Origin of the sequence: Cryobacterium sp. TMB3-10, assembly GCF_004402305.1 — a bacterium.
Taxonomy (GTDB): Bacteria; Actinomycetota; Actinomycetes; order Actinomycetales; family Microbacteriaceae; genus Cryobacterium; species Cryobacterium zongtaii.
In genome coordinates this window covers 1-17,242 of sequence record NZ_SOGH01000028.1, presented here as the reverse complement: position 1 = coordinate 17,242, position 17,242 = coordinate 1, and the positions used below count along the sequence as shown (strand labels likewise).

17 protein-coding genes are annotated in these 17,242 nt (G+C 68.8%); 7 read left to right on the top strand and 10 right to left on the bottom strand.

Annotated features, from left to right (window positions below):
- Positions 1-34 precede the first annotated feature (34 nt).
- The 6 genes from E3T22_RS14615 to E3T22_RS14590 all read right to left on the bottom strand — a co-directional run bounded on the left by E3T22_RS14615 (position 35) and on the right by E3T22_RS14590 (position 5,216).
- Positions 35-601, bottom strand: coding sequence for a dienelactone hydrolase family protein (locus E3T22_RS14615; protein ID WP_103479250.1), 567 nt, complete (start codon positions 599-601; stop codon positions 35-37).
- A gap of 37 nt (positions 602-638) precedes the next feature.
- Positions 639-1,019, bottom strand: coding sequence for a DUF1304 domain-containing protein (locus tag E3T22_RS14610; RefSeq protein WP_088454872.1), 381 nt, complete (start codon positions 1,017-1,019; stop codon positions 639-641).
- A 49-nt stretch (positions 1,020-1,068) separates the two neighbouring features.
- A complete protein-coding gene (locus tag E3T22_RS14605; RefSeq protein ID WP_134479594.1) occupies positions 1,069-2,082 on the bottom strand; it encodes an MDR family oxidoreductase in 1,014 nt (337 codons plus the stop codon).
- Between the two features lie 69 nt (positions 2,083-2,151).
- A complete protein-coding gene (locus E3T22_RS14600; RefSeq protein ID WP_240632326.1) occupies positions 2,152-2,991 on the bottom strand; it encodes an ABC transporter permease in 840 nt (279 codons plus the stop codon).
- On the bottom strand, positions 2,988-3,890 hold the full coding sequence (locus tag E3T22_RS14595) for an ATP-binding cassette domain-containing protein (RefSeq protein WP_103460127.1): 903 nt from the start codon (positions 3,888-3,890) through the stop codon (positions 2,988-2,990). Before E3T22_RS14595 ends, E3T22_RS14600 begins: the two co-directional genes overlap by 4 nt.
- A 99-nt stretch (positions 3,891-3,989) precedes the next feature.
- Positions 3,990-5,216: a cysteine desulfurase-like protein gene (locus E3T22_RS14590; RefSeq protein WP_088454875.1), complete on the bottom strand. Its 1,227-nt coding sequence runs from the start codon at positions 5,214-5,216 to the stop codon at positions 3,990-3,992.
- A gap of 193 nt (positions 5,217-5,409) precedes the next feature.
- Between E3T22_RS14590 and E3T22_RS14585 the strand changes: the two genes are divergently transcribed.
- The gene (locus E3T22_RS14585; RefSeq protein WP_134479593.1) at positions 5,410-5,709 is read left to right on the top strand and encodes a hypothetical protein; all 300 of its coding nucleotides are present in this window, start codon (positions 5,410-5,412) and stop codon (positions 5,707-5,709) included.
- Here the strand turns inward: E3T22_RS14585 and E3T22_RS14580 are convergent.
- Together E3T22_RS14580 and E3T22_RS14575 are read right to left on the bottom strand one after the other, a co-directional pair.
- Positions 5,684-6,895, bottom strand: coding sequence for an MFS transporter (locus tag E3T22_RS14580; protein ID WP_088454877.1), 1,212 nt, complete (start codon positions 6,893-6,895; stop codon positions 5,684-5,686). The two genes, E3T22_RS14585 and E3T22_RS14580, sit on opposite strands and share 26 nt — an antisense overlap.
- A 164-nt stretch (positions 6,896-7,059) precedes the next feature.
- Entirely contained in the window at positions 7,060-7,959 is a 900-nt protein-coding gene (locus E3T22_RS14575) for a rhodanese-related sulfurtransferase (protein ID WP_134408191.1), read from the bottom strand.
- Between the two features lie 86 nt (positions 7,960-8,045).
- Here E3T22_RS14575 and E3T22_RS14570 point away from each other — a divergent pair, with 86 nt between their 5' ends.
- The 6 genes from E3T22_RS14570 (at position 8,046) to E3T22_RS14540 (ending at position 14,636) form a co-directional block, all read left to right on the top strand.
- Positions 8,046-8,582 carry a YbhB/YbcL family Raf kinase inhibitor-like protein gene (locus E3T22_RS14570; RefSeq protein ID WP_088454879.1) on the top strand — a complete coding sequence of 179 codons (537 nt, stop codon included), beginning with the start codon at positions 8,046-8,048 and terminating at the stop codon, positions 8,580-8,582.
- 1,196 nt (positions 8,583-9,778) lie between these two features.
- Positions 9,779-10,639 carry an HNH endonuclease signature motif containing protein gene (locus E3T22_RS14560; RefSeq protein WP_134493538.1) on the top strand — a complete coding sequence of 287 codons (861 nt, stop codon included), beginning with the start codon at positions 9,779-9,781 and terminating at the stop codon, positions 10,637-10,639.
- Between the two features lie 170 nt (positions 10,640-10,809).
- A complete protein-coding gene (locus E3T22_RS14555) occupies positions 10,810-11,904 on the top strand; it encodes an alpha/beta hydrolase (RefSeq protein ID WP_241980006.1) in 1,095 nt (364 codons plus the stop codon).
- A 90-nt stretch (positions 11,905-11,994) separates the two neighbouring features.
- Positions 11,995-12,741 (top strand): nucleoside phosphorylase, encoded by a 747-nt coding sequence (locus E3T22_RS14550; RefSeq protein WP_134479591.1) that lies wholly within the window; start codon positions 11,995-11,997, stop codon positions 12,739-12,741.
- The gene (locus E3T22_RS14545; protein WP_134479590.1) at positions 12,741-14,048 is read left to right on the top strand and encodes an amidohydrolase family protein; all 1,308 of its coding nucleotides are present in this window, start codon (positions 12,741-12,743) and stop codon (positions 14,046-14,048) included. The genes E3T22_RS14550 and E3T22_RS14545 overlap by 1 nt, the downstream gene beginning before the upstream one ends.
- A 9-nt stretch (positions 14,049-14,057) precedes the next feature.
- Complete coding sequence (locus E3T22_RS14540) at positions 14,058-14,636, top strand: thioesterase family protein (RefSeq protein WP_240632328.1); 579 nt, start codon at positions 14,058-14,060, stop codon at positions 14,634-14,636.
- Positions 14,637-14,639: 3 nt separating this feature from the next.
- On the opposite strand, the gene E3T22_RS14535 is transcribed toward E3T22_RS14540, so the two are convergent.
- Together E3T22_RS14535 and E3T22_RS14530 are read right to left on the bottom strand one after the other, a co-directional pair.
- Positions 14,640-15,200, bottom strand: coding sequence for an SRPBCC domain-containing protein (locus E3T22_RS14535; RefSeq protein WP_088454885.1), 561 nt, complete (start codon positions 15,198-15,200; stop codon positions 14,640-14,642).
- A 75-nt stretch (positions 15,201-15,275) separates the two neighbouring features.
- Positions 15,276-16,835 (bottom strand): NAD(P)/FAD-dependent oxidoreductase, encoded by a 1,560-nt coding sequence (locus E3T22_RS14530; RefSeq protein WP_134479589.1) that lies wholly within the window; start codon positions 16,833-16,835, stop codon positions 15,276-15,278.
- Between the last annotated feature and the right edge of the window lie 407 nt (positions 16,836-17,242).

The following is a 17,242-nucleotide window of genomic DNA, read 5'->3' as shown; positions in this document are numbered from 1 at the left end:
GGAAGCAACCGAGTGCCCGCTCTCGCGGCCATACTCAGGCGAGGCGGTCGAGGAACTCGAGCGTGCGCGCCAGGATGAGCTCGGCGATTTCCTCGTCATATTCGTTCAGGCTGGGGTCGGCGACCAGGTGGGCGGAGCCTGGGTAGATGTACAACTCGGCCGCACCGGCATCCTCGGCGAGTTCCTCGACTTCGAGCAACTCGACCCAGTCGTCCTCCGCGGTCACGTGCAGTTGCAGCGCTGCCGTGGCGGGCCAGTCCGAACCGAACATGGCGGCCGGAACCCCGCCGTGGTACAGGATCGCGCCGAGAGCACCTGGGCGGGTCTGGGCGAGCTTCTGGGCCGGCAGAGAGCCGAGCGAGAAGCCGGCGTAGACAGTGTCCGCGGGCATCGCATCCGCTGCCCGTTCGCCACGCTCGATGATGGTGTACACGCCGGTCTTCTCGGCGTGCGCGACACCGGCGTCGAGGGTGTCGAAGGTGAGCCCGTCGTAGAGGTCGGGCACGACCACGTCGTGGCCGGCGTCCCGCAGGCGCTGGGCGAAATCTGCCACTCCGTCGGTGAGGCCCTGCGCGTGGTGAAAGAGGATGACGTGGGTCACAACGGTCCTTTCGGCACGGTCCGGCCCGGTCGGGAACCTAGGCGGACAGGAAGAGGATGAATCCGATCAGCGGCAGCGTACCCTGCGTGAGGGCAGACCTGACCCTGCCCGGCCCCGAGGTGGTGAGAACGATGGCGGCGACGAACATCGACGCCGAGCTGAACAGGATCAGGGCCGCGCCGGCCTGCTCGGGGCCGCCGAAGTACAGGAACAGCCCGAGGACGGCGCCCACCGCCAGAAAGAGATTGTAGAAACCCTGGTTGTAGGCCAGGACTCGGGTGGTCTCCGCCTCGGTCTGGCTGGCCAGGCCGAAGCGCCGCCAGATCTTCGGCCGGGTCCACCAGGCACTCTCCATCAGAAAGATGTAGACGTGCAGCACCGCTGCGAGAGCGATGAAAACGGATGCGATGATGGCCATTCCGTCAGCCTAGCCGGGCGTTTACCGTCGCGGCAGGTGTCAGCAGGCGTCAGCGCAACACGTCGACGACGGTGCGGCCGTGCACCCGGCCGGCCAGGATGTCTTCGGCGGCCGCGAACGACTGCTCGAGGGTGATGACCGAGGTCAGGCTGTCAAGCAGCTCGAGGTCGAGGTCGGTCGAGAGGTGCGCCCAGGCCTCCTCGCGAAGGGGCAGGGGAGCCTCAACCGAATTGATGCCGGCCAGGGTGACGGCGCGCAGGATGAACGGCATCACGGTGGTCGGCAGGTCGGCACCCTGGGCCAGCCCGCAGGCGGCCACCACCCCGCCCTGGTTGGTCTGGGCGAGGATGTTGGCGAGGGTGAAGCTGCCGACGGAGTCGATCGCGCCGGCCCAGCGCTGGGTCTGCAAGGGCTTGCCGGCCTCGTCGAGGGTGTGCCGGTCGAGGATCTCGGCGGCGCCGAGACCGCGCAGGTAGTCCCCGAGCTCGTCCCCGCGGCCGGTGGAGGCGACCACGTGGTAGCCGCGCGCCGCGAGCAGCGCGATGGCGATCGACCCGACGCCGCCGGCGGCGCCGGTCACGAGGACATCTCCGGAGTCGGGGGTCACGCCACCGCGTTCGAGGGCGAGCACCGCGAGCATGGCCGTGAAGCCGGCCGTGCCGATGGCTGCGGCGCGCTGGGCACTCACGGCCTTCGGCAGGCGCACCAGGGAGCCGCCGGAGACGCGGGCGCGTTCGGCGAGGCCGCCGTGGTGGCTTTCGCCGATCCCGGCGCCGTTGAGGATGACGTGGTCGCCGGCCGCCCAGCGTGGGTCGTTACTGGACTCGACGGTGCCGACCAGGTCGATGCCCGCGATCAGCGGCCAGACCCTGGCCACGCCGGGCTTGCCCATCAGGGCCAGGCCGTCCTTGTAGTTGATGCTGGAGAATTCCACCGCCACGGTGACATCGCCGTCCATCAGCGCAGCGTCACCGAGCGTGGTCAGGGCCGAGGACTGGGTGCGGGTGCCCGACTCATCCTCGGTGCGGGTGACGACGATCGCGCGGAATTCGGTAGCAGGCATGCCTTCACCCTAGACCCGCCGGATGTGCCGGATCCGGTCCGGCACCGGGCCTTTCTGCCCGAAGCGCCCTTAGGTGACGTCGCGCTTCCAGCTGATGAAGTAGCCGCCTACGGTGGCGGCCAGCCCGTAGGCCAACAGCACCAGGCCGCCCTGCCAGCTGGTGAGCACGGCCATGCCCGGGCTGGTCAAGGCGTAGAAGCTCTCCCCCACCAGGGCGTCAGAGGCGGCGCCCGGCAGGAACTTGCCGATGTCGGCGGTCACCTCAGTGAACGTCGCGGCGAAGCGCAGCAGTGGCTCGACGAACTGGGTGAACGCGAGCACGATCACGATCGACGCGACCTGGCTCGGCACGAGCACGCCCAGGCCAACACCGATCACGGCCCAGAGCGCCATGGCGAGCACTGTACGGCCGATCAGGGCCCAGGTTTCGCCGTCGGCGAGCAGCGGGTCCACGCCGAAGCCACCGAGAACCAGCGCGCCGACACCGACGGATGCGGCCAGGCCGACCACGCCCAGCGCCGCACCCACCACGAACAGGGCGATGGTCTTGGCGCCAAGCACCCGGCCGCGCTTCGGGGTGGCGAGGAAGGTGGGGGTGAGGGTCTGGTGCCGGAACTCGCCCGTGGTGGCCAGGGCGCCCAGCAGCACCGGGAAGACGTACCCCACCGAGGAGGCGAAGCTGTAAATCAACAGGGGCACGCTGCCCAGGCTGGTCAGGTCGGCACCGCCGCCGCCGGCGTTCATGGCGTCGGGGGTGATGGCGCCGCTGTCCAGGCCGCCGAACAGGGCGGCGAGGCCGCCGGCCAGCAGGGTGATATAGCCGAAGAGCACCAGCGCAAGGATCCACCACATCCGGGTGGTCAGGATCTTGCTGAATTCGGCGGCCACGGGGCGCAGGATCAGGTTCACAGTGAGTCGCCTCCTTCGACGAGGGCGAGGAAGGATTCTTCCAGGCCCGCCTTCTGCCGGTGCAGTGCGTTCAGTTCCACGCCCGCGGCGAAAGCTATGTGCCCCACCCGGCCGGGGTCCGGCACCGCGACGATCAGGCCGGTGCGGCCGGAGGTAAAGGGCAGGCCGGCCTCGGTGAGGGCCGCGATGAGGGCGTCCCGGTCCGGGGAGTCCACGATGACCTGCGGCGCGATGTTGGTGTCGAGGCTGGACAGCGGGCCCGAGTGCACCAGTTCACCCTTGGCGATGATGATCACGTCGTCGACACTCTGCTGCACCTCGCTGAGCAGGTGGGAGCTGACCAGCACGGTGCGTCCCTCTGCGGCCATGCTGCTGAGGAAGCCGCGGATCCATTTGATGCCTTCTGGATCAAGGCCGTTGATCGGTTCGTCGAGCACCAGCACGCCGGGGTCTCCCAGCAGCGAGTAAGCCAGGCCCAGTCGCTGGCGCATACCCAGCGAGTACCCGCCGACCCGCTGACTGGCGTGTTCGGCCAGGCCCACCGTGTGCAGCACCTCGGCGACCCTGGTGCGGGGGATCCCGGCGGCGATGGTGTACACGCCCAGGTGATGGGCTGCGGTACGACCCGGGTGGAAGCTGGCGGCTTCCAGCGCCGCCCCGACGGTGTGCAGCGGTCGGGGCAGGTCACGGTAGCGCAGGCCCCCGAAGGTGGCGGTGCCCGATGTGGGGGCGACGAGGCCCAGCAGCATCCGCAGCGTGGTGGTCTTACCGGCGCCATTCGGGCCGAGGAAACCGGTGACCCGGCCGGGCTCGACGGTGAAGGACAGGTCATTGACCGCCGTGACCTGGCCGAACTTCTTGGTGATGCTGGTGAATTCGATGACAGCGCCGATTGGCATCCGAGTCCCCTCTATCGCTCGATGCCCAGCCTATGGGGAAAACGAGCCGGTCCGCCTGGGTTTTCCGGGCGCGGGTGAGTCAACTTTGGCCGAATGCGGTCAGCGGAGCACAAAATCCGTGATCGCCGCCAGCAGCACATCGATCTCGCCGGGGGTGCTGTACGGGGCCAGGCCGATGCGCAGCGCGCCGGCCTCGCCCAGGCCCAAGTGCCTGGAGGCCTCCAACGCGTAGAACGAGCCGGAGGGCGCGAGGATCCCACGCTCGAACAGGAACTCGGTGGCGTCGGCGGCACTCCGGCCCGCGAAGCCCACCAACACCGTGGGGGTGCGCTCGACGGCCCGGGAATACACCGTCACGCCGGGCAGGGCGGCCAGCCCGGACTCCAGCCGGTCGCGGAGGGAATCCTCGTGGGCCTCGGCCAGTTTCAGCGAGGAGCGCAGCAGCGCCCGGCGGCTGATGCTCGGCCGCGCCGCCACCCCGGTGGCCAGCTCGCCGAGCCCCGCGAGGAAGTCGACGGCGGCGCTCACCCCGGCCAGGGTCTCGTACGGCAGGGTGCCGAGTTCGAAACGCTCCGGCACCACATCCGTCGATGGCAGCAGCTTGTCGGGGTGGATACCGGCCAGCAGCGCCGGGTCCGCCGCGAGCACTCCGCAGTGCGGGCCGAAGAACTTGTATGGCGAGCAGACGAAGAAGTCCGCGCCGAGCACGGCGAGGTCCACGAAAGTGTGCGGCACGTAGTGCACGCCGTCGACGAAGAGCAGCGCCCCGGCCTCGTGCACCACCGCGGCGATCTCGGCGATCGGCGGCCGCGTGCCGATCAGGTTGGAGGCGGCGGTCACCGCCACGAGGCGGGTGCGGGCGGTGAGCACCGCGGCCACCGCGGACGCGGGCAGTTCACCGGTCTCCGGGTCGAAGTCCACCCAGACCACGGTGGCGCCGGCGCGGTCGGCGGCCTGCAGCCAGGGGCGGATGTTGGCGTCGTGGTCGAGCCTGGACACCACGATCTCGTCGCCGGGCGCCCAGTCGCGCGAGAGGTGGCGGGAGAAGTCGTAGGTGAGCTGGGTGGCGCTGCGTCCGTAGACGATGCCGTGCGGGTCGGCGCCGAGCAGGTCGGCCATTGCCGAACGGAATCCCGTGACGGCGTCGTCGGCGTTCCGCTCCGAGAGGCTGCGGCGGCCGCGGATCGACAGCGGGCCGGTGAGGGTGTCGAGGATGGCCTGTCCGACGCCGAGCGGGGTCTGCGTGCCGCCAGGGCTGTCGAAGTGCACGGTTCCGGCCGAGAGGGCGGGGAAATGGGCGCGGATCGATTCGACGTCGTAGGTCACCCTGCCATCCAAGCATTGATCCGGTGACCGCCGCCGCCGCCGCCGCCGCTGACGCCGACGCCGACACCGAACTACCATGGCGCCATGCCAGAGACCCCGGCGGTGCCCTCCGGACGCCGGCGCGTCTCGCCCGGGGTGCGCTTCTGGCGCTGCCCGGACGGCTGGACGCTGCCCGGCGGGCACCGGGTGGGCTGTGCTGGGCTGGCTGCTCGCGGCCTACGGGCTCTACCTCCTGCTCTACCTGGGCCTGGCCGTGCTGGTGTTCACCGGTCACAACCGGGCCCGGGTGGTGGCGATGTCATTCGCCTCGGTGAGCATCCTGCTCTCCTTCGCCGACTACGCGCTCAACGGTGCCCAGATCACCCTGCGCACCTCGCTGGTTAGCGTTACCATCGACATCCTGATTCTGCTGGCGCTCTCCAGCACCCAAGCGCGTCACTATGCCGGTGCCCGGGGTGCGAGCCGGATCAGGCGACGGGAACGTCGGCCGTGACGAGCGGACGGGCGCTCGCCGGGGCATCCGCCGGCACCAGGACGTTGCGGCGGGTGGCGGCGACGATCATCACGATCGCGGCGGCCGCGGTGATCGCGGCGCCGGCCCAGAGCGGTGAGGTGTAGCCCAGGCCCACGCTGATGGTGATGCCGCCGATCCAGGCGCCGATGGCGTTGCCCACGTTGAACGCGGCGATGTTGGCGCTGGAGGCCAGGGTCGGAGCGGTGTCGGCGTAGAGCATGATGCGGGTCTGCAGCCCGGGAACCGTTCCGAAGCCGAAGCCGCCCATCAGCACGAGGGCAATCACGGTGGCGACGGGGTTCGCTGCGGTGAGGGCGAAGAGCGCCATCACCACCGTGAGTCCGATCAACAGCACCACCAGGGTGGGATCGAGCCGCCGGTCGGCGGCCTTGCCGCCGAGGATGTTGCCCACGAACAGGCCGGCGCCGAAGACCACGAGCAGCCACGGAACGGCCGCGCTGGAGAAGCCGCTCACCTCGGTGAGCGTGTAGGCGATGTAGGTGAAGGCGCCGAACATGCCGCCGAAGCCGAGCACCGTCACCACCAGGGAGAGCCATACCTGGCTAGACCGAAAGGCGCGGAGTTCGCCGCGCAGGTTGCTGACGTGCGCGGTGTCGTCGGTGGCGCGGGGCACGAGGGCCACGATGCCAGCCAGGGCGAGCACGCCGATCACGGTGATCGCCCAGAAGGTGGCCCGCCAGCCGAAGCTCTGGCCGATGAAGGTGCCGAACGGCACGCCGAGAACGTTGGCGAGGGTGAGGCCGGTGAACATGATGGCGATGGCGCCGGACTTCTTGCTCGGCGGCACCAGGCTGGCGGCGACGACGGCGCCGATGCCGAAGAAGGCGCCGTGGCAGAGAGCGGCGATGATGCGGCCGAGCAGCATGATCGAGTAGCTCGGGGCGAGTGCCGAGATCAGGTTGCCGATGATGAAGAGCACCATCAGTCCCACCAGAACGTGTTTGCGGGGCAGCCGGGTCACCGCGGCGGTGAGCAGGATGGCGCCGACGGCGACGCTGAGGGCGTAGCCGGAGATGAGCCAGCCGGCGGCGGCCTCGGTCACGGCGAAGTCGGCGGCAACCTCGGGCAGCAGGCCGGCGATGACGAACTCGGTCAGGCCGATCCCGAAGCCGCCGAGGGCGAGTGCGATCAATCCAATGGGCATGCGGAAATTCCTTCAAGGGTGCGGAGGTGCGCGGGCCGTTGGTCGAGCCTGTCGAGGCCACGCGCTGGTAGTTGCAGGCGCGTCATAAATAATTGCACACGCTAGGTAAGTGCGCAAGCAACTACTTTTTGCGAGCAAGCGGATGCGTGGCCGGGCTGATCTGCTCAGGCCGCGTGCGCCGCGCAGGCCGGGGCGGCCACGGCCACGCAGTCCGGGCAGGCCACCAGCTGCTCCCGGCAGGACAGGTCCCGGCAGTTGAGCATGTTCTTGGTGCCCGCGCCGCAGACCTGGCAGTGGCCGAGAACGGTGGCGTGGCCACTGAAATCCACCGACATTCGCTGGTCGAACACGTAGAGCGAGCCGTCCCAGAGCCCGTCGTCGCCGTAGGCCTCGCCGTAGCGCACGATGCCGCCCTCGAGTTGGTAGACCTCGCCGAAGCCACGGTCCTTCATCAGTGACGACAGCACCTCGCAGCGGATGCCGCCGGTGCAATACGTCACCACAGGCTGGCCCTTGAGGTGGTCGTACTTGCCGCTGTCGAGCTCGGCCGCGAACTCGCGGGTGTTCGCCACATCCGGCACCACGGCACCCCGGAACCTGCCGATCTCGGCTTCGAAGGCGTTGCGGCCGTCGAAGAACACCACGTCGTCGCCGCGTTCGGCCACGAGGGCGTGCAGTTCGGCCGGGGCCAGGCGGGTGCCGCCGCCCACGACGCCGCCGGCATCCACGGTGAGGGCCTCTGGCGAGCCGAAGCTCACGATCTCGTCGCGCACCTTCACCACCAGCCGAGGGAAGTCGAGGCTCGCCCCGGACTCGTCGAGGCCGGTTCCCTCACTCCACTTGAAGTCGATCTCCGCGAACGGTGCGTACTGACGGGTCTTGCGTACGTAGCGCTTGAGGGCGGGCAGGTCGCCGCCCACGGTGCCGTTCAGGCCGTCCTTCGAGATCAGGATGCGGCCGCGCAGGCCCAACGACTCGCAGAGGTCGCGCTGCCACAGGCGGATGGCTTCGGGGTCGCTGAGCGGAGTGAAGACGTAGTAGAGCAGGATCTTCGGAATGGCCACCCCCACATTTTAGGCGGCGGCGAGGGGCGCGAGGCGGCCCACGTAGGCTGAGCCAACCAGACCGCCACCAGATCCTTGGAGTGTGCATGACCACGATCGATCCCTTCGCCCGTTTCGGCGAGGTGCCCCAGTTCAACCTGACCAGCTCGGTGATGACCGACGGTGGCCCGCTGGCCGCCGCCCAGTACGGCGTCGGCGCCGGCGGTCAGGATGTCTCGCCCGACCTGCACTGGAGCGGCTTCCCGGCCGAGACCCAGAGCTTCGCACTCACGGTGTTCGACCCGGATGCCCCGACCGGTTCCGGGTATTGGCACTGGGCGGTTTTCAACATCCCCGCCGACGTCGACAGCCTGCCCACCGGTGCCGGAGTCGCGAACTCGGTGCTGCTGCCCGCCGGTGCCGTCGTCATGCCCAACGAGATCCGCCAGCCCACCTTCATCGGCGCCGCGCCGCCGCGCGGAACGGGCACGCACCGCTACCAGTTCGTGCTGCACGCCCTCGACGTTGCAGACCTCGGCGTCGACCCGCAGGCCACCCCGGCCGTGCTCGGCTTCAACGTGCACTTCCACACCCTGGCCCGCGCCGTGCTCGAGGCCACCGGAGTCGCCGGAGGCGCCGCCTAGCCGATCCCGACAACCCTCTATCTCCTCGGGCGGCAGTACGCTCGTCCGTTGGCCATCCTCGACAACGTGCCCATTCCGTCGGTCGAGCCTGTCGGGACCCTCGCTGCCTGTCCGCTTTGGCTCAGAACTGTGTTCGATGTTTGCTCAATTTCTTGTTGACATTTCCTCGCATATAAGTGCGATTCGTGAGAGAATGGGGGTATGGACGACGAGCTGGATAGTGGCTCCACCGCACCGACGGGAATGACTCCCACCGGGTCGAACCTGCACGACTGGAACACCGGTCTGGCCGGTCCGGATCCCTTCACCGGCGTGGATGCCGACAGTCTGAGCGGTACTTCCGACACGAAGACCGCCGCTGCCGCCGGCCCTGCGGCCGGCCCCGCGACGGGCTCGTCCCGTCCCGGTCGGGCCGGTCGGGGTCCGTCTAAGCCGCGGCCTGAGTGGCGGGATCCGGCCGAGTTGCTGGGGGTGCAGCGCGCGCATACTGGTGCGTTCGGTCAGAAGCTCCAGGCGTTGGATGATGCGGCGCGGATGGTGATGGCGGTGATGGATTCCATTGACGTGAACGCGTTGAGTGACCCGGAGGTGGTCGCGTTGACGCAGATGGTCGAGCGCACCGGCCGGCCGGTGGACGCGGCCCGGGTGGCCACGGCGACCGTGGTGGGTTACCGGGCTCGTACGGGGTTGGGTTCCGAGTCGTTGGCGTGGCGGTTGGGCACCTCGCACCCCACGGATTTGCTGATTCGGTTGACGGGCATGTCGGGTCCGGAGATGAAACGACGCGTATCCCTGGGTGAGAAGGTCGCCCCGCGGATGCTGGGCGGCACGGTCCTCGAGCCCGAGTTCCCGTTCGTGGCCGCAGCCTTGGCGGCCGGGGAGATCGGTATTGATGCGGCGGAGAACATCGTGAAGGGCCTGGCCGACTACAAGGTGCACGGCCGCTTCGATGCCGACCAGTCGCTGGTGGACGGTGGTGAGGCGGAGCTGGTGGAGTCCGCGACCGGGTCCGTGTTCGCCCGCACCCCCGGACCCGGCGACATCGCCACCGCCACCGATGCCGATGACGCCGACACCGACACCGGCGCCGGCGCCGGCGCCGGACAAGTCTGCACCGGCCCGGTCCGGNCACGGGACCGATCGCTCGTCTGGGTGCGTCGGCGGGGTTCACGTTCCCGGCGGACCGGATCCGGGAGATGGCGGCGACGTGGCAGGCGGTGTTGAACCCGGACGGGGCCGCGCCCACCGCGGAGATCCTCGAGGCCAAATCCACGTTCTCGTTCGGCAAACTCAGCCAAGGCCTGCACCCGCTGCGCGGCGGGGTGACGCCGGAGCTCAAGGGCATCATGCAGAACCTGTTCAACACCTTCCAGTCCGCGCGCAGCGCTCCCGCGTTCCCGTCCGCGGAGGAGCAGCAGCGTATCGAGGCCGGCGAACTCGTGCCCGGCGAGATCCTCGACGAACGCGACGGTGGCCAGAAACGTGCCGACATCCTCCGTGGCATCCTGGTCCAGGTCGCCCAAGACCCCCGCACCCCGACCATGGGCGGAATGCCGCCGACGGTGATGGTGCACGTGAACGCAACCGACCTCGTCAACGGGGTCGGGGTCGGTTGGATCGACGGCGTCGAGGGCCCCGTCTCGATGAAGACGATCAACCAGATGGTCGACAACGCCGGCTTCCGGCCGATCTTCTTCGGCGGCACCGGCGCCGTCCTCGCCCTCGGCGACAAAGTCCGATGCTTCACCCCCCTGCAACGCAAAGCGATCACCGCCCGAGACGGCGGCTGCATCATCCCCGGCTGCACCTGCCCACCGCAATGGACCGAAGTCCACCACGTGCAGCCGTGGCAAAACGGCGGCCCCACCAACGTGAGCAACGGGGTTTTGCTGTGCTGGCGCCACCACCACAACATCGACACCTCGGGGTGGCACATCCGCATGGTCCTGGGCATGCCCGAAGTCAAAGCCCCACACTGGATCGACCCCACCGGAACCTGGCGAAAACCACCCCAACACCGCGCCCACGACCCCAAATACCGCCGGCAAGACGAGTAGCCGCGGCTGATGCAAGGGGACGGTCGATTCGAGCCACGTGAGAGATTCTCAGGTCATCTCATGGTTGCGCGCCTATCTTCTACACGCGGCAAAAAACGATGCAAGCGCTACCAACGCCAGTCGGCACTTCGAAGCCGCTTCCGGTAGCGCCACGTCGGCAGTAAGGCACCATGTTTCACTCGTCCCCCCACTCCAGCACCAGCTTCGACCCCGCTGCCGGCCCCTCCGCGGACTCGCACCTCACGCACCGGGAAACCGGCCTGTCCAGGGTGCCGGTGTGGCTCTGGAAAGCGATCATGACGCGCATCGCGCCGGGCGAACTGCACAAGTTCAACGCCGACCCGATCGACGACGTCGACTACCACTTCGACCTTGACTACGTGGGCGACGGCATCCGTGATCACCGCCTCGACGTTCTCGTGCCGCACGAGCACCACGACGGTCACCCCGACAGCCACGACGTGACCACGCCACCGAGCCCGCTGCCCGTCTACATCTACTTCCACGGCGGCGGCTGGACCTCCGGCGACAAGGCGCCGCTCACCAAGTACGCCGCCAGCCAGGCGGTCGAGGGCATGGTGGTCGTCAACGCCAACTACCGCATGGCCACTCGATTCAAGATCGGCCACATGCTCGACGACGCCAACGCTGTGCTCACCTGGGTCCAGCGCAACATCGTCGAATACGGCGGAGACCCCACCCGCATCGTTCTCGGCGGCGACTCGGCGGGCGGGCACATCGCGGCCCTGCTCACCGCCGCGGCCAACGACGACACCCTCGCCGCGCACTACAACCTCGACCTGCCGATCGAGGCCGGCCACCTGCGCGGACTCGTGCAGCACTGCAGTATCGCCGACTTCTCGGTCATGTTCGAGCGCGGCTTCGTGCTCAGCCTCAACTTCCTGCGGATGCTGCTCCCCGAACGCAGCCCCGGAATGTCGCTGCGCGACGCCGCCCGATTCCTCTCGCCCATCGAGTGGCTCGACAAGGGCTTCCCGCCGGTCTTCATCACGACCTCCGAGCGCGACTACTTCTACCGGGCCAACCTCAACTTCATCGAGGCCCTGCGCCGACGGTCCATTCTGGCCGACACGGTGATCTACGGCCGGCACCGCACCAACACCCGGCACACCTGGCAGCAGGACGCCCGGCACCCCGAATCGCAGGAGGTCTACCGCCGTCTGGGTTCATTCGTGCGCAAGGTGGCGGCGCTGCCCGCCCAGGCTCGGTCCACGCCTGCTCAAGCCGAGCCCGCCCTGGCCTAGCTCCCCGGCCTGCGCGGGTCTGCCCGGGCATGGTAGACAAGTTCGACACTTGCCAGGCCATTCGGGCCGCGCCAGCCACGAGGAGCACACATGAGCCAGGCCGACACGTTCCCGGTGACCGGGCTCCCCAAGACCGGGCTACCCACCCGCGCCCTCGTCGTCGGTGACCCGTTCCGGGCCGAGCAGATCTCCCACCTGCTCGACAACGTGCGCGAGGTCGCCCACCAGCGTGAGTATCGCTCGTTCGTCGGTGACTGGAACGGCAGCACCGTCGTCGTCTCCTCGCACGGTGTGGGCGCCCCCGGCGCCATCTGTCTGTTCCAGGAGCTGATGGATGCCGGCGTGGACACCATCATCAGGCTTGGCACCGCCGGAGCCCTGCTGCGTGGCATCGGCGACGGCGACCTGATCATCGCCGAGTCCTGCGTGCGCGACGACGGCGTCACCCACCAGCTGGTGCCGGAGAGCTACCCGGCGGCCGCGAATCCCGAGGTCGTGATCGCACTGGCCGAGGCAGCCCGGCGGCACGACGCCCCCCACCACCGCGGAATCGTCTGGACCCGGGCGGCCTTCTACCCGGGAATCATCGATCTCAACCAGGCCGGTTACGTCAAGCTCGGCGTGCTCGCCATCGAAATGGAACTCTCGGCCCTGCTCGTGCTCGCCTCCACCCGCGGCGTGCGCGCGGGCGGCGGCCTCGTGATCGACGGCGCCACCGCCGACGACCTCGTCGACACCACCGGATACGACCCGCATCGCACCGTCGTGGCGGATGGCGTCAGTCGCGGCATCTCCGTCACCCTCGACGCCCTCGTCGCCCTGCCGGAGCTCGTCTGATGGCCACCGACCACGTCGACCTGATCCTCACCGCGGATGCCGTGCTCACCGTCGACGCCGCTGGCACGATCATCGAGGCCGGCGCCGTCGCCATCCGTGCCGGGATCATCGTCGGCGTCGGGCCGGCTGCCGACCTGCTCGCCCGGTACGACGCGGCGGAGGTGCTCGAGAGCCCGGGCTGCGTGATCGCCCCCGGCTGGGTGAACACCCACAGCCACTTGGCCATGAACCTGTTCAGGGGCGCGGCCGACGACGTCACCCTCGAGGTGTTCCTCGAGCGGATGGTCGGCGCCGAACTGGCCACCCTCAGCGCCGAGACTGTCGCCATCGGCACCAGGGCCGGGATCGCCGAGTGCCTCTTGGGCGGCACCACCACGGCGCTGGACATGTACTGGTTCCCGCGGGCCAGCCGCGCTGTCGCGGCGGAGGCCGGATTCCGGCTGCTGAACGGCCCCACCTTCCTCGGCAACGCGGACCCCGAGGGCCGCGACTTCGCGGGCATGCTCGAGGAAGCCAGATCGATCCTCACCGACAACCGCACCGAGTCGCCCGACGACGACCTCTGGGTGATGCCCCACTCGGCCTACACCCTCAGTAGCGACCAGCTGGAGAGCATTCGGGAGCTGGCCGCCTCGCGCGGCGCCCGCATCCACACGCACGCCTCTGAGAGCCTCGGCGAACTGGCGCTGACGGTGCAGGTCAACGGTGACCGGCCGGTCGCCGTGCTCGATGCGGCCGGGCTGCTGACCAACCACACCGTCCTGGCCCATGCCGTGCACCTCACCGACGACGAGGTCACCCGCATCGCCGCCAGCGGCGCCGCCGTGGCGCACTGCCCGATGTCGAACCTCAAGCTCGGCTGCGGCATCGCCCGGCTGCCCGAGCTGTTGCAGCACGGCGCCGCCGTGGGCTTGGGCACCGATGGGGCCGCCTCCGCCGGTTCCCTCGACATGTACGCCGCCGTGCGGATGGCCGCGCTGCTGCACAAGGGCACCAGCAACGACCCCACCATGATCAGCGCCGAACGCGCCGTGCGGCTCGGCACCGTCGACGGCGCCCGCGCCCTCGGTCTGGCCGACGTGGGCACGATCGAGCCCGGCATGCAGGCCGACCTCCAGGTCGTGCGCATCGACACACTGAACAGCAGGCCCGGCCGTGACCCATGGTCTGCGCTGGCCTACACGGCCACCGCCACCGACGTGCGACACGCCGTGGCCCGCGGCCGGATTGTGCTGCGCGACAGGGTGCTGCAGACCATCGACGAGACGTCGGCCCTGCGCGAGCTGTCGGAGGCCGCCGCCCGCTAGCATCATCGGGTGCACATGTTCTTTCGAACCCTGCTCCACAGCCTGCTGTCGCGCTTCGGCCCACGCCTCGGGCACTACGACGTCGCCCGCACGCGGTTCATCACCCTGCCCACCGACCAGGACATCCTGCGGCACATGAACAACGGCGTGTACCTGTCGATCATGGACATCGCCAGGTTCGACATGCTGCACCGCACCGGAATCTGGGCGATCTTCCAGGCCAAGGGCTGGTATCCGGTGGTGGTGGCCGAGACCATCAGTTTTCGCAAGTCACTGACGCTCGGCCAGCGGTTCACCGTCGAGTCGCGCATCCTGGGCTTCGACGACAAGGCCGTTTACGTCGAGCAACGCTTCGTGCGGCCCGTTGAGGGCCCGGATGCGAGACCGGGCGACGTCGAGGTCTACGCCCGCGGCTTCATCCGCGGCCGGTTCCTCAAACGCACGGGAGGCGTGGTCACCATCGACGAACTCACCGACGCCGTCGGTGCCGTGCCCGCCGACGTGAGCGTGCCCGACTGGCTGCTCGAGTGGAGCGCCGACGTGGCCATGCCCGCTACCCGGGCGCCGGCCCCCAGCATCTGGGAGTAGTGGCTAGGCGCGGTCCTCGCTCGCTGGCGCAGGGGTGGGCTTGGGCACCAGGAGCTCTTGATAGTGACTCTGCAGCGCGGGGTAGTACTTGCTGAACGACGGCAGCGGGTGGTGGGTGCGGGAGGCGACGAGCCTATCGAGGTAATAGTCCCAGACCGGCCCGAACGTGGCGGCCTCGGCGGGGGAGTGCAGCCGCAGCCCGAAGGTCAGCACGGTCTTGCCGGATCCGCCCGACAGATGCGCCATCACCCGCCAGGCATCCTCGCCCTCGCCGATGTCCAGCGCCAGCTTCTTGAACTCGACACATTCCAGAATGCTCACGTACTCCCACTGCGAGTCGTTCTTCGATTCCATCCGGAACCGCACGGCCCCGGTGCGAGGGGACCCTGTGTAGGTGCCGATCCAGCCGTGCAGGCCCTCGGGTTTGGTCACGGCCTCCCACACCGACTCCGGGGCCGCAGGGAAGATGCGGTCGAAGAGCAGGTAGAGCCCGTCCTCCCGGTGGGCGAACCGCCCTGTGGCGTGGGCGACGTCCGGCGGACCGGGCAGGGGCTGGGTGGGCATGGTGACCTCCACGTTGAGTGAAACACGAGCCTTCCCTCTGAGGCTATGCCTAGTTCGAGGCCGCCGCCAGAGTCCTCAGTCGCTCTCGAGCACGGCCATGGCAGCGTTGTGCCCGCCGAGTCCGCTGACCCCGCCGCCGCGTCGAGCGCCGGCTCCGCAGAGCAGAATCCGCGGATGCCGGGTAGCCACGCCCCAGCGCTGGGCGGCGGTGTCCCTGGGTGCGTCGTCTTCCAGGAACGGCCAGGACAGGAGCCCGTGGAAAATGTCCCCGCCGGGCAGGTTGAGCGCCGACTCGAGGTCCGCGGTGGTCTTGGTCTCGATGCACGGCCTGCCGTCGGCATCCCGGAGCAGCAGGTCCTCGACGGGTTCGGCCAGCACCGAGTTGAGGGAGGCCAGGACGGCGGCCTGCAACTGGGCCCTGACGGCGGTGTTGTCCAGGCGGGTGAGCCGGTCGGGGGTGTGCAGGCCGAACACCGTGAGGGTCTGCGCGCCGGCCGCCACCAGTTCCGGCGAGAGGATGCTCGGATCGGTGAGGGAGTGGCAATAGATCTCACAGGAGACCAGATCGGGGACCCGGCCCGCACCGGCCTGCCGATACGCGTCCTCGAGCTGGCTGAGCGTCTCATTGATGTGAAAGGTTCCGCCGAACGCGGCCTCGGCCGACACCGACGCATCCAGCAGGCGGGGGAGGCGACTCAGCAGCAGGTTCACCTTCACCTGGGCGCCCTCGGGCTTCACGGTGTCCGGTGTGCGTTCACCCAGCAGGCCGTCCAGCACCCACGGCGCCACGTTCGCCAGCACGTGGCTTCCCACGGTGCTCTCGTCCCGGTGTTCATGCCGGTAGCGCACGGTGCCGTCCGGATCGATGCCGGTGACCTTTGCGCTCGTCAGGATGCGCACACCGGCCTGGCGGGCCACCCGCTCCAGCTCCCCGGTCACCGCACCCATGCCGCCGACGGGTACGTCCCAGTCCCCGGTGCCGTTTCCGATCGAGTGGTAGAGAAAGCAGCGGTTCGCATCCAGTGACGCGTCATGCACCGAGGTGAACGTGCCGATCAGGCCGTCGGTGGCCACCACCCCGCGCACGAGGTCGGAGCCGAATCGCCGGTTGAGCAGGTCGCCGAGCGGATGCTCGATGAACTCGTCCCACAGGGCGTCGTCACCGACCAGCCGGCGGGCCTCTGACCGGGTGGGCAACGGCTCGCATACCGTGGGGAACAGCGCACGGGCCAGATGCCCCAGGTCGCCACCGAGTTGCTGCCACCCCGCGATGTCCGCCCCGGCTCCAATCCTCTCGAAGGAGGCCCGCGTCGCCTCGGCATCGCCCGCATCCACCAGCAGGCCGGTCGCCGGGTTGGCCGGATCCGGGGTGTACGACGAGTACCGCCGCCGTGCCAGCTCGATCGACAGGCCGAGCTCGTCGATGATGCGGGCAGGCAGCAGGCTCACCAGGTACGAGTACCGGGACAGACGGGCATCCACCCCCGTGAAGGCGGCGGCCGATACCGCTGCTCCGCCCACGTGGTCGTCCCGTTCGAGCACCAGCACACTCCGCCCGGCTTTGGCCAGATAGGCCGCGGCGGTGAGGCCGTTATGGCCGCCTCCGACGATCACGATGTCGTGTGTGGAGTCCATGTAAGAGCCCTTCTCAAGCGCCGATGCTGGTCTGTCGACCCTATCCTCGCCGGGGCGACACGCCCGGGATGCGGATGGGATTTGCGACCCCCCCAGAATCCCCGTAATGTCATCTCTCGTCACCCCACAGGTTCGGAAAGCCGAAGAGCTACCGGCCTCAAGCGGGACCAAATCCAAGCAGAAAAGAAAGCGATTCTTCGCTTTGTACAGCTTGATGAAGTTTGCTTCGAATTTCCTAACCGAAATCCAAGCAGACAACAAGAACAAACGTCGAAGTGCCCCGGAGCGACAGCCATTAGGCCTGAAGTCGGGTGCGTCCGATCCTTGAGAACTCAACAGCGTGCACAATGTCAAATGCCAAAAACCTCGGTCGTAGGGTCCCTTTCTAGGGGATACCGCGAAAGAGA

Bases quoted from the DNA above. Each gene is read 5' to 3' on its own strand.
- E3T22_RS14610 (WP_088454872.1), bottom strand. From the start codon at position 1,019: ATGGCCATCATCGCATCCGTTTTCATCGCTCTCGCAGCGGTGCTGCAC.
- E3T22_RS14605 (WP_134479594.1), bottom strand. From the start codon at position 2,082: ATGCCTGCTACCGAATTCCGCGCGATCGTCGTCACCCGCACCGAGGAT.
- E3T22_RS14595 (WP_103460127.1), bottom strand. From the start codon at position 3,890: ATGCCAATCGGCGCTGTCATCGAATTCACCAGCATCACCAAGAAGTTC.
- E3T22_RS14580 (WP_088454877.1), bottom strand. From the start codon at position 6,895: ATGCCCATTGGATTGATCGCACTCGCCCTCGGCGGCTTCGGGATCGGC.
- E3T22_RS14570 (WP_088454879.1), top strand. From the start codon at position 8,046: ATGACCACGATCGATCCCTTCGCCCGTTTCGGCGAGGTGCCCCAGTTC.
- E3T22_RS14560 (WP_134493538.1), top strand. From the start codon at position 9,779: ATGGCGGCGACGTGGCAGGCGGTGTTGAACCCGGACGGGGCCGCGCCC.
- E3T22_RS14555 (WP_241980006.1), top strand. From the start codon at position 10,810: ATGTTTCACTCGTCCCCCCACTCCAGCACCAGCTTCGACCCCGCTGCC.
- E3T22_RS14550 (WP_134479591.1), top strand. From the start codon at position 11,995: ATGAGCCAGGCCGACACGTTCCCGGTGACCGGGCTCCCCAAGACCGGG.
- E3T22_RS14545 (WP_134479590.1), top strand. From the start codon at position 12,741: ATGGCCACCGACCACGTCGACCTGATCCTCACCGCGGATGCCGTGCTC.
- E3T22_RS14535 (WP_088454885.1), bottom strand. From the start codon at position 15,200: ATGCCCACCCAGCCCCTGCCCGGTCCGCCGGACGTCGCCCACGCCACA.
- E3T22_RS14530 (WP_134479589.1), bottom strand. From the start codon at position 16,835: ATGGACTCCACACACGACATCGTGATCGTCGGAGGCGGCCATAACGGC.